11 protein-coding genes and 1 other RNA gene are annotated in these 12,475 nt (G+C 35.2%); 1 reads left to right on the top strand and 11 read right to left on the bottom strand.

What is annotated here, in order from left to right; translation table 11 throughout:
* From RYL55_RS06970 to RYL55_RS06945, 6 genes are all read right to left on the bottom strand, one after another.
* Positions 1-881, bottom strand: an 881-nt coding sequence (locus RYL55_RS06970) for a substrate-binding domain-containing protein (protein ID WP_315008229.1), incomplete at its 3' end; no start/stop codon positions are given.
* Between the two features lie 74 nt (positions 882-955).
* Positions 956-1,939, bottom strand: a complete 984-nt coding sequence (locus tag RYL55_RS06965) for an ABC transporter permease (RefSeq protein ID WP_314112926.1) — start codon at positions 1,937-1,939, stop codon at positions 956-958.
* A gap of 18 nt (positions 1,940-1,957) precedes the next feature.
* Positions 1,958-3,454, bottom strand: a complete 1,497-nt coding sequence (locus RYL55_RS06960; RefSeq protein WP_315008228.1) for a sugar ABC transporter ATP-binding protein — start codon at positions 3,452-3,454, stop codon at positions 1,958-1,960.
* Complete coding sequence (locus tag RYL55_RS06955) at positions 3,447-3,818, bottom strand: PTS lactose/cellobiose transporter subunit IIA (protein ID WP_314679505.1); 372 nt, start codon at positions 3,816-3,818, stop codon at positions 3,447-3,449. The genes RYL55_RS06960 and RYL55_RS06955 overlap by 8 nt, the downstream gene beginning before the upstream one ends.
* A gap of 4 nt (positions 3,819-3,822) precedes the next feature.
* Positions 3,823-4,119 (bottom strand): PTS sugar transporter subunit IIB, encoded by a 297-nt coding sequence (locus tag RYL55_RS06950; protein ID WP_314354804.1) that lies wholly within the window; start codon positions 4,117-4,119, stop codon positions 3,823-3,825.
* A gap of 13 nt (positions 4,120-4,132) precedes the next feature.
* Positions 4,133-5,899, bottom strand: coding sequence for an L-fucose isomerase (locus RYL55_RS06945; protein WP_315008227.1), 1,767 nt, complete (start codon positions 5,897-5,899; stop codon positions 4,133-4,135).
* Between the two features lie 331 nt (positions 5,900-6,230).
* Here RYL55_RS06945 and RYL55_RS06940 point away from each other — a divergent pair, with 331 nt between their 5' ends.
* Positions 6,231-7,079: a DeoR/GlpR family DNA-binding transcription regulator gene (locus RYL55_RS06940; RefSeq protein ID WP_399545752.1), complete on the top strand. Its 849-nt coding sequence runs from the start codon at positions 6,231-6,233 to the stop codon at positions 7,077-7,079.
* A gap of 195 nt (positions 7,080-7,274) precedes the next feature.
* Here RYL55_RS06940 and recR read toward each other — a convergent pair whose 3' ends face one another.
* The 5 genes from recR to ffs form a co-directional block, all read right to left on the bottom strand.
* Positions 7,275-7,871 carry a recombination mediator RecR gene (gene recR / locus RYL55_RS06935; protein WP_006703355.1) on the bottom strand — a complete coding sequence of 199 codons (597 nt, stop codon included), beginning with the start codon at positions 7,869-7,871 and terminating at the stop codon, positions 7,275-7,277.
* A 17-nt stretch (positions 7,872-7,888) separates the two neighbouring features.
* Complete coding sequence (locus tag RYL55_RS06930; RefSeq protein ID WP_006703354.1) at positions 7,889-8,206, bottom strand: YbaB/EbfC family nucleoid-associated protein; 318 nt, start codon at positions 8,204-8,206, stop codon at positions 7,889-7,891.
* Positions 8,207-8,218: 12 nt separating this feature from the next.
* Complete coding sequence (dnaX, locus tag RYL55_RS06925) at positions 8,219-9,937, bottom strand: DNA polymerase III subunit gamma/tau (protein ID WP_315008225.1); 1,719 nt, start codon at positions 9,935-9,937, stop codon at positions 8,219-8,221.
* 100 nt (positions 9,938-10,037) lie between these two features.
* Positions 10,038-12,182 carry a UvrD-helicase domain-containing protein gene (locus RYL55_RS06920; RefSeq protein WP_315008224.1) on the bottom strand — a complete coding sequence of 715 codons (2,145 nt, stop codon included), beginning with the start codon at positions 12,180-12,182 and terminating at the stop codon, positions 10,038-10,040.
* Between the two features lie 73 nt (positions 12,183-12,255).
* Positions 12,256-12,355: signal recognition particle sRNA small type (gene ffs, locus RYL55_RS06915), an RNA gene on the bottom strand.
* Positions 12,356-12,475: the final 120 nt, after the last annotated feature.

Genomic DNA, 12,475 nt, shown 5'->3' with positions numbered 1-12,475 from the left:
GCACCTGAGTCAAAACCAACAGCTAAGATTTTATCTTTACCTAATTTAGATTCTTTGAAACCACCGTTTGCGTTGATGATTGCTTTAGCAGCAAATTCATTTGAACCATAAACTGCGATAGTATCTTCTTTTTCTAATACTGTTGAAGCTTCTGTTTTACCAGCAGCATCGTCTACTTGTGCAGGAACACGAACTTCAATGACAACTTTAGCATCTGATTCTGAAACATTGTTTTTGAATTTGTCATGTCCAACTACAGCTGTTTTAATACCTTTTTTCTCTAATAATTCAACCATTTTATCAATGAAACCACTTGTTCTTTGAGTGATTGATAGAGAGTTAACTTCTTGAGAAACTACCCCAATACGAGCTTTTTTATCTCCAACTTTGCTTTCTAATAATTTGAATAAGTTTTCTGCAGCATTTCCTCCGGCAGCATGGTTATCTGTTGAAGCTGTTGCTTTAATAGCTCCTTCTGGTGCACCTGGTACCCCTGAGTCAAACCCGATAATTGGAATATTTTTACTTTGAGCTTGTTTAATTGCATCTAATTCTGCTTCTGTATCTAAAGCTGCTAATGCAATAGCTTTTGGATTTTTGTTGATTGCGTTATTTAATTGTTCTAATTGTTCAGCAATTGCTGTTTCATTTTGTGGTCCTACGAATGTAATTTTAGCACCTAATTCATCTGCTGCTTTTGAAGCACCTTTATTAACTGCTTTCCAAAAGTCATGTTGGAAACCTTTCGCAATTACTTCAACTTTAAAATCTCCACCTTTTGATCCTGATGCTGATCCACCACCTGATTTAGATGAACAGCCTGCTAAAATTGCAGAAGCACAAGCAAAAGTGGCAATTGCAAATTTCAATGATTTTTTCATAAGATTTCTCTCCTTTTATTTATCCTTTATAGGATTTATACTAAAATTTTGAAACACTCAATACTTTATAACGCTTATTTTTTCTTGTTTTGACGGATTAAGATATCAGAGTAAACCGCTACAATTACTACAAATCCTGTAATGAATAATTGATAGTGTGGTTGTAGGTCGATATATGGTAAACCAATCTTCAATACAGACATGATGAATACCCCAATAATTGTACCAATTACTGAACCAACACCACCGGCTAATGAAGTACCACCGACTACTACCCCTGCGATTGCATCAAGTTCCATACCGTTACCAGTACCAGGAAGAATTGTTGAATATGTTGCTGCATATGCGATACCAGCTAAACCTGCTAATAATCCACTAATAACATAAGCTGTACCTTCCCATTTGATAACATTTACCCCAGAAAGTCTTGTTGCTTCTTTGTTAGAACCAATTGCAAAAATATAACGACCAACTTTTGTTTTATTTAATACAACTGCTGCTAAAAGTGCTACCACAATCAGTACAATTAAACCTGTTGGAAGATTATCTTGCGTTCTGAATAAATCTTTATACCAACCTTCACCAGTTCCACGTAATGGGAAAGTAATACTTTGTACATTAGATACGATTGAACTTAAACCACGTGAAATCATCATTGTACCAAGTGTTGCAATAAATGGTGGTAAACCAAATTTCGCAATTAATACTCCGTTGAATAATCCGAATACACCTCCAATCACTAAAATTGCTAAAAGTGCTAACCATAATGGCCAACCCATTTTTGTATGGAGCACACCACCAGTAATAGCAGCACACATCATTACAGTACCAATAGATAAGTCAATCCCACCAGTAATAATAACGAATGTTACCCCAATAGCTAAGAACCCAATGTAATAAGATGCATCTAAGATGCTCACTGCTGTATCAAATGAACGGAATGATTCACTTGAGATTGCAAAAAATGCGAAAATTACAATCAATGCGATTATTGCGATTAATTTTTGTAGCCCAACTGTTTTTACTAGTTTAGTCCAGATGGAGTTTCTCTCTTCCATATTTATACCCCTCTTCAATTATCGATCTGTAGCTAATGCTAAGATACGTTCTTGTGTTGCTTGACTAATGTCAAGTTCTCCTGTTTTACGTCCTTCACACATAACAACAATACGGTCACTCATACGTAGTATTTCTGTTAATTCTGAAGAAATCATAATGATTGATTTTCCTTGAGCAACTAGCTCGTTCATCAATGTATAAATCTCACTTTTCGCACCAACGTCAATTCCTCGAGTTGGTTCATCAAAGATTAAGATATCACTGTCTTGTTCTAGCCATTTTGCAATAACAACTTTTTGTTGGTTACCACCTGACAAGTTTCGAACTAATTGTTTTGAGGATGGTGTTTTTGTTCTTAATGATTTAACAAATTTATCACTTGCTGTAACAATTTCTGCATCATTGATTAAACCACCATGTACATACTTATCTAAGTTTGTCATTACTGTATTGTTTGCAATTGTCATATCAACAACACATCCATAACGTTTACGGTCTTCTGATAAGTATCCAATACCTTCACGAATAGCATCTTGAGGATTTTTAATATCAACTTCTTTGCCATTAATCTTGATGGTACCGCTATCTTTTTTATCCGCACCGAATAATAAACGCGCTACTTCTGTACGACCTGCACCCATTAAACCAGAGAAGCCTAAGATTTCGCCTTTTCTTAATACAAAGCTTACATCTTTTACAGAACTTCCTGCATTTAAATGTTCAACTTCCAAGACTACTGGTGCATCTTCTGGTACTGCTGATGCTGCTTTTGGATCTTCGTAAATTGTACGTCCAACCATCATAGCAATAATTTCGTCTTTAGTTGTATCTTTTGTATTTACCGTACCTACATATTCACCGTCACGCATAACCGTTACTCGGTCAGTGATACGAGCAATTTCGTCCATACGGTGAGAAATATAAGTAATTCCTACACCTTTTTTACGTAAATCATCAATAATTACGAATAATTCATTGATTTCTGATTCTGTTAAAGCTGCTGTTGGTTCATCGAATACGATTACTTTCGCATCCATCGATAACGCTTTTGCAATTTCAACCATTTGTTGTTTCCCAACTGTTAAATGACCCACTTTTTCTTGTGGATTAATATCCAGTTTTAACAAGTTGAATAATTCTTTTGCCTTTTTATTCGCAGCATTATCATCAATAAATAAACCTTGACTAATTTCTTCACGACCGATGAAAATATTTTGTGCTACCGTTAAGTCATTCATCATATTTAACTCTTGGTGAACGATAACAATACCATCATCCATCGCTTCTTTTGGTTTTGAATATTCCACTTGTTTTCCGTTATAGTGAATCGATCCTTCGTTTGGTTTATGAATTCCTGTTAGTACTTTCATTAATGTGGATTTTCCTGCACCGTTTTCACCCATTAGGGCGTGTACTTCTCCAGCTCTTAAATCAAAATCTACACCTTTTAAAGCTTTAACGGGTCCGAAGCTTTTAACGATTCCCTTCATTTCAAGAATAACTGGATTACTCATGTGTTTCACCTACCTGTTCCAGTTTTATAACGCGCTCTTGGAGCGCTTTCATTTGTGCTTGTTGTTCAACGATGATGCCAACCATTTCAACGAGTAAGTGACTATTCATAAAATGATCCTGTGCATGTACAGCTAGTAATGTTGGAGCACTTGCTTCTCCTTTAATTTCTAGTTGAATCATTTCCGTTTGAATATTGTGAGCTTCTACTCCGCTAGCTTTGGCTTCATCGAGTAATTCTCTTGCAGATGATATATCACCTGCAAGAGCACTCTTCATGGATTGCATTGCTAAAGTTGTCACTTTACTACTTTTTACTATGAGTTGCATCAATCGTCCTGTTTCTGCTTTTTTAGTATCACTCATAGGCTTATCCTAATAATTCAATACCTTGTTTAAGAACTTCTTCTCCACGCATATTTTCAAAGTCTTCATCTGAAATTACGGCAACTGGAATATCAAGGTTTGCTTTTGCTTTTTCCTCAAGATAAGCTAATTGAGGTGATAAAAGTAGAACATCTACATTTTTTAAATTATCAACACCTGTAATTCCGACTGAATAGAATGAATAATCTAATTTATCACGATAAATCACTTCATGAATTCTTTCTACTAACATACTTGTTGTTAAACCACCAACACAGGCTAAAATAATTGTTTTTGTCATACTAATACCCCTTTTATTTATGAATTGGACCTAATAATTGGCAAGCACGATAATCAGCTGATTCTAAATCTTCTGTTCCGAATAATGACCAATTTTTTGGTCTGAAAATATCTTCTTCAGGTACATTGTGCATATTTACTGGGATACGTAGCATAGAAGCTAATGTAATTAAATCTGCACCAATATGTCCATAAGAGATTGCTCCGTGGTTAGCACCCCAGTTGTTCATTACATCGTATACTGATTTGAATGCGCCTTTTCCTGTTAAACGAGGAGCAAACCATGTTGTTGGCCAACCTGGATCTGTACGATTGTCTAATGTATGGTGAACTTCTTCTGGTAATTCTAATGTGTAACCTTCAGCAATTTGTAATACTGGTCCTACACCTTTTAGTAAGTTTAAGCGAACCATTGTTACAGGCATATTTCCTTTTGTTAAGAAGCGAGTTGAGTAACCGCCACCGCGGAAGTATTCTCTGTTTGCTGCTGGGAAATCAGTATTTTCAAGCATTGCATCCACTTCATCTTGTGTTAATTCCCAGAATGGTTTCATAACAGCTTCTCCATCACGAGTAGCTTGACCTGTTCCATCTAATGTACAAGAACCTGAGTTGATTAAGTGTAAGAATCCATTTTCTGCATGACCTTCTAATTTATGTCCTGTTACACGTTCAACTGCATCTGGACTCCAGTAAGTACGAACGTCTGCGAAGATTTGAGGTGTATTTGTTAATAAGTAGTTGAATAACATTGATACACCATTTAATGCATCATTTTCTGTAGCGAAAATGTAAGGACGACGGATACCATTCCAGTCAAATTGTGTATTTAAGAATGTTTCCATAAAGTCCCCATTAGGGAAGTGGTCTGTCCATTGACGTTGACCTTGGAATCCACCAACTAAAGCATAGTGACCAACAGCTTCTTCCTCGAACCCTAGTTCAGCTAAGCGAGGGTTACCAACCATTAAGTCACGTCCAATCATGAACATTTTTATAACAAATTCCCATTGTTTATCTTTTTCTTCACGACTTAATACTAAATCTTCACGGTTACGGTCAAAACCTTCTTTAACATTTTCTTTTACCCAAGCTAGAGCACGTTCAAATTCTTCATGGTCATAAATACCACGGTCGATACGACGAGTAAATTCTGTCATATCTACTGATTCATTACGCATTCCTAAATATTCTTGGAAGAAATCAGGGTCTACGATTGAACCACCAATACCCATTGAAACACTACCCATTGATAAGTAAGCTGTGTCTCTCATTAATCCAGTTGCTAACGCTGCTCTTGCATAACGTAAAAGTTTTTCTTTAACATCTTCTGGAATTTCTGTAGTTGATGCTTCTTGAACATCTTTACCATAAATACCAAATGCTGGAATTCCTTTTTGAGCATGAGAAGCAAGAACTGCTGCTAAATATACAGCTCCTGGTCTTTCTGTTCCGTTGAATCCCCAAATAGCATGTGGAATATCTGGTGACATATCCATTGTTTCACTACCATAACACCAACATGGAGTTACTGTAATAGTTGCACAAACATTTGATTTTTTGAACAATTCGTGTGATGCTGCTGCTTCTGGTACACGACCAATTGTTGATGGTGAAATTACACATTCAACTGGTTGTCCGTCAGGATATTTCAATGTTGACTCTAATAAAGCTGCTACACTTTTAGCCATATTCATTGTTTGAACTTCTAAAGATTCGCGTACACCTTGACGACGGCCATCAATCGTTGGGCGAATCCCAATACGTGGATGTTGTATCATTTTTGCTTCCTCCTTGTTTTTACCTTTTATTAGTTTCCCTTCTAGATAAATTTAGAACGAGTCACTAACTTTAATAACTTCCTATCAATTAAAACATTTGTTTCAAGTATTTCCCCCTTCACATTTTTATTGATACCTGTTGGCGTTACGATCATGGTAATATCATCGATTCGAAAATAATAAATCCAATTATATAACAACTATTATTAGTTATTTTTCTTACAGGAAAATATCACAAATTCGATTTCAAACTACTTGGTCATCAAATGTCATAATAGTATCATTTATTTCTTGAGTTAATAATACCAACAATAGAAAGCGTATACAATATATGAAAGCGCTATTGATATTTCTCCAAAATATATGCTATAATTTGTTCAAAAGTGTTCAAAATTATTCAAAGTGTACTATATCAGGAGGGTTTATTATGGTTTCTTACGAACGAATGTCCAAAATATTAGATATTTTATCGAAAAGAAAAATGATCTCTACAATACAGTTGGAATCGCTTATGTTCTGCTCTACTTCAACTTTAAGAAGAGACTTAATTCAATTAGAAAAAGATGGAAAAATTATTCGGACTCACGGAGAAGTAAGACTTGTGACGACAAACAATGTTGAATATACTTACGAGAGTCGTAAACAAGAAGTAACTTCAGAAAAAAAATATATTGCTGAAATAGCTTCTACTTTTTTAACGGATAATCAGTCTATTTTTATTGATAGCTCATCAACAGCTGCCATGCTCGTTCCATATTTAGCGAATTTACAAAATTTACGGGTAATTACTAATGGTTTAGAAATAGCTCGACAACTGAATAATTATGATAATATCACTTTATTTTTCTGCGGTGGTCACATTGATTACGGTACAAATTCTGCATTGGGTGATTTTGCCAACCATTTTATCAATAATTTCCACGCTGATATTTGTTTCATTAGTTGTAGAGGACTCGATCGATTTGGTGCCTATGAGGCAAACCATAATCAAGCTTTACTAAAACAACAAATGATAGCTAATTCAGATCTCACGGTATTATTAGCAGATTCGTCAAAATTTAATACAAGTCACTATTTTAAATTAGCCAATTACAATGTCATTGATTATATTATTACAAACGAAGTCCCTGTCGATTCATTCCAAGATACAGTAAACAAACAATGCGAAATTCTTTGTTAATTTCTATTTTATATAAGTTATAAATATTGACCTTTTTTGTATGTTGCTTTCTTCAACTACAGAAAAGGATTTTTTAGTTATGAAGAAGGAGACACAAAAAGACTTCCCATAGTAGTACCAAAGATGAACACCTAAGATTTGCTTGCGTCCTTCTTCTACTATAAAGGGAAGTCTATCCGTAATTTTATAACATTATTACAGCTCTCTACGTCCTTCAATTGCTTTGAATAAAGTCATTTCATCTGCATATTCAATATCACTACCAACTGCAAGACCATGAGCTAAACGCGTCACTTTAATTCCAGCTGGTTTAATTAAACGAGATAAATACATCGCAGTTGCTTCACCTTCTGCAGTTGCATTAGTAGCAATGATCACTTCTTCTACAGTAGGATCCTGAAGACGCTGAATGAGAGAAGCCACATTAATATCATCAGGTCCTGTCCCTTCCATTGGAGAAAGAACACCATGAAGAACATGGTACAAACCTTTATATTCCTTCATTCTCTCTAAACTCATCACATCTCGACTATCTTCAACAACTAATATTTTTGTTCTATCTCTAGAAGCATCTTGACAAATCTCACAAGGATCTTCTTGCGTAATATTCCCACAAACAGAACACATCGTTAAATCTCGTTTACAACTAATAAGTGCATTGGCAAAATTCATCACTTCTTCTTCCGGCATTTCCATACTGAAAAAAGCAAGACGAGCTGCTGTTTTCGCCCCGATACCAGGAAGTTTCATATAACTATCCATTAATCGAGCAATTGGTTCTGGATATTGCATCCTCTCACCTCAACTCATTAAAATCCAGGGATATTTAATCCTCTAGTAAATTGTCCCATTGTTTGTTCATTTGCTTTTTCAGCTTGCTCTAAGGCACGATTTGTTGCCATTAATACTAAGTCTTGTAATAATTCAACATCATCTCCATCAACCGCTTCTGGTTTAATCGATACAGAAAGTACTTGACGTTTTCCATTCACTGTCACTTGTACCAAGTCACTTTGAGAGCTTCCTACATATTCTGTTTGGTTTAACTCCTCTTGAGCTTGTGCCATTTGTTTTTGTAATTTTTGCATTTGTTTCATCATGCCTTGCATATTTCCCATTCCACGCATGTTGATTCCTCCTTAATTGTTTTCTGTTTTTTCTGAAATATGAACAATTTCTTCTCCAAACAAATCAATTGTATTTTGAACTAATTGTTCCACTTCGTTTTTTTCTTCTTCATCAGTCGGTTGCTCTTCCATTTCTGTGGCATGAGTCACACCTTCTGCTTCTTGTTTTTCTTTCTTATCTCGTAAATAATCTTGTCGAATTTGTGCCCATTGTTCACCTGTTACACTGACAAAATTTCCTGGATACTGCGCTAGTGTTTGGCAATGACGAGCAATATCTTCATGAAGTTCTACACTTTCCTGTGCTCTTTGGCATAAAATTTCATAATCAAATTTTAAGACAAAGCCATTTGGACTGGCAGCTACAGGTTCGCTTGCTTTCAATAACGCCCTTTGAGTAGTCGAAAGCATTTGTAATAAATCTCCCCACAATTCTCGAATAAAAATTAAATCTTTACGAGTTGCAGCATCAAGCACTTTATAAACTTCACCAATATTTGGTTTATACGTACTTGCTTTTGCTTGTGGAGTTGATACTTTTTTAGGGGTTACTACACCTTGTCCTTGTAATAATTGAGACATCTGTTGTTGTAAACTTTGTAATTGTTGTTCTAAATGTGAGACATATTCCTGATTAGCTGGGGCTGCTTGCCCGGCTACCGCTACTACTGGTTGCGCCATTTTAATCGTAAAGACTTCTAGGCTAATCGTTGGTTTTGTCGTAAATCTCATTTCTTGTTGCGTTTGATTTAAAGCATCCATAAAGCGATATAAAAAGGCTTCTTCGACTTCTTTTGCAAATGCTATAAAAGTTTCACTTCTACCAATCATATCTCCTATTTGTTTCGCTACTAATAAGTCTCTAGAAAATTCTAGCCATTCTTCAATTAAACGAGACGCTTCTTTTCCTAGCAATAATAAGTCTTGCAACTGTAATAAAGCTGCTTGTGCTTGTTGCTGAGTCAATAATCGAACAAATTCAATCATTAAATCATCTGTTAAACTTCCAGAAACTTGAATCGCTTGCTCAAAACTCACTTTGTCATCACTAAATGAAATGACTTGATCTAATAAACTTAACGCATCACGCATTCCACCATTGGCACAACGAGCAATAACACTTAGCGCTTCTTCTTCATACGCAATCTCTTCTTGTTCTAAAATATAACGAAGTCTTTGAATAATTTCATCATTCGTAATTCTTCTAAAATCAAATCGCTGTGTTCTTGAAATAATCGTTGCTGGAATTTTATGCGGTTCAGTTGTTGCTAGTATAAAGATGACATTTTTAGGTGGTTCCTCCAATGTTTTTAATAAAGCATTGAATGCTCCCGTCGATAACATATGCACTTCATCGATTATATAAACTTTATACATTGCTTGAGTTGGAGCATAACGAGCTTTATCTCGAATATCACGAATTTCTTCTACCCCATTATTACTCGCCGCATCGATTTCAATAACGTCCCCAATGGTTCCTTCTGTAATGCCTTTACATAATAAACAGTCGTTACAAGGTTCTCCATCGTGAGGATTTAAACAGTTAATTGCTTTCGCAAATATTTTCGCAGCACTTGTCTTCCCAGTTCCTCTTGGACCTGTAAATAAATACGCATGACTTGTTTTGTGATGGATAATCGCATTTTTCAATGTTTTTGTAACTGCAGTTTGTCCCACCATATCATCAAATTTTTGTGGTCGCCATTTTCGGTATAACGCTTGATAAGCCATCGGTCTTCTCCTTTTGACTTTATACTAAGAAAACACAACGCTACAATTGTAGGTTATGTTTTCTATCCTTTACTATTTTACATTTTTTTATGCGATTTGACTACCGGAATGTTCCAAAAACAGACATTGGTGCTTTAGAGTTTGCAATAAAACTTGTCACCTCTGGAGTCGTTAAAATATTCAAGCGATGTTTTGCACGAGTACAAGTTGTATAGAACATAAAACGTTCTTTCATCGTTGCATAGCGTTCTTTCGTAGCTTGCCAAATAAAGACTTGGTCAAATTCTAGCCCTTTAGCAACCTCAATCGTCGTCACTACTAATCGACTACCTAATGATTCACTTGTATCTTCTAATAATTCAGCATCATACTCGACTAACTCTTTTTGTAAAGCTTTTGCTTCATCCATTGTACGACAGAAAATAGCATTTGTATGATAACATTCAGGAGTTTCTTCGACTAATTTCTTCAAGCGTTCAATGGAAGGTTCTTCATCGACAAATACTCCAACTTCTTCACCCGTACGAGGGAAGACATTTTTGTCTAATTCCCAACCTAAGATACCATTGGCAAAACGAGTAATTTGCGCCGTACAACGGTAACTAATTTCTAATGAACGATGCTCTAATACACGTTCTTTGAAGAAGGCTGCTACTAATTCTGGATGACGTTCTTCTAATGAGAAAATCGTTGTAGCTGTTGAAAATGATTGGAATGTATCTCCTACTACAGTGAATTTCGCACGGAAATAATAATTTGATAAAGCTGCCATGAATAATAATGACACATCTTGAACTTCATCAATAAATAAGTGAGTATAACCTTGATAATCACGAATTGGAGCAATCATTGTTGCTACATAAAGTAACACCCTTACTCCTTCAGCTGTTACTTGAAGACGTCCTTCACCTGTATCTTTTAAAGGCAATTGAGCATTATCTACTTTTCCTAACTCTTCTCTACGCTGTTTAGCTAGTGGCATCCAGTCTTGTAAATATTTTGCAAAATTGACAAAAGCAAACATTTCTACTTGTTGTTCAGCATCCTGTGATTGTTTTTCAAATACTCGTTGTCCTAGCATTTGATAATATTCTGTTTCACTATTAAATTCTTGATTTTTCATTAATACTTCAATTTGCATAGGAGACATTTCTTCATATACATTTTTTGCTACTTCAGAAACATAGAAACGATTTAAACGACGTTTTAAGTTCTTTTCTAATACTTCCTGAATTTGTACCAATTGTTGATACAATGTCAATTTTGGATTAACTTGTTCGATGATTTTTTGATAATCTTTTTCACCAAAAATTCTAAAGCCTTTAATTGAAATCGGACGGAAATGTAAATTTGCTACCGATAAAGCTGGTAATTGTTCAGCAATCAGCGCTGCCCATTCGCTATCTGTTAAATAAGCTTTTCTAATTTTTGTTGGTACCAAAGTAGTCGTTTTATTTAAGAAAAATTTCTTAAACAATTCTACTGTATGCTGCGCTAATGTTTGTTGATATAATTCACTACCAGTTAAACTTGGAATTACATGTGAAATATATTTGGCAAACAATTGGTTACGTGATAACAATAACATATCATTATGCGTTTGATCTTTTGATTGATACATCAAATACGCAATACGTTGTAATAAAATCGTTGTTTTCCCACTACCTGCACAACCATTAACAATCAACCAATCCTTTTGTTTATGACGAATAATTTCATTTTGTTCCTTTTGAATCGTTGCTGTAATCCCTTCTAAATGTCCGTCACGATTCGTTGGTGCACTTAATATTTCCATCAATAACGATTCTTCATTTTCAACATCATAAACAGATTGAATTTTCCCTTTTTTAATAACAATATCTCGCTTTAAAAAGGCTTGACCATGTTGAATTCCTGAAGGTGTTTGATACGTTAAATCGCCCAAAGTTCCTTCATAAAATAAACTCGCAATCGGCGCTCGCCAATCATAAACTTGCACTTGCTTTTCTTCATCAAAAAATGTAGATGAACCGATATACATTTTTTCCACTTCTGGTTCACCTTCGAACTGAACATCAATTCTTCCAAAATACGGAGATTCTTTTTGTTCTTCTAATTGATGAATTGAAAAATCAATGAAATCTTGACGTTGTTGATCTAAATGTTCATCTTTTAATCTTTGTTTTTCAGATTGTATTTTTGCATCAAATTTCGATTGAACTTCTACTAAGTGCTTTTCTTCCTCTTTGAATCCTTTGTTTTTCACTAGAGAGCTCCTCCATCTATTCCAAAATACTTACTTATAAAAACAGGCTGGAACACTAGCCCCAGCCTGTAATTTCTTCTATGTACATACAGCACATAACGAACGATACTTATAGCTGCTTCCTTCCGGACCTGACTCGATTCATATGTTCGCTATTGCCATATGGCCTAACGGCAGATATTATTATACTCTACTTTTCTGAAAATTGCAACAGTGCAAAGAAAATAGTTTTCACGCGTTCTAAGAAACACAAACATTTGTGACACGAACCAGTGTCAATACAACTTGTGGGA

Source organism: uncultured Granulicatella sp., from assembly GCF_963515615.1.
Taxonomy (GTDB): domain Bacteria; phylum Bacillota; class Bacilli; order Lactobacillales; family Aerococcaceae; genus Granulicatella.
The sequence above is the reverse complement of the archived record's forward strand: the minus strand, read 5'-3'. Positions and strand labels throughout refer to the sequence as shown.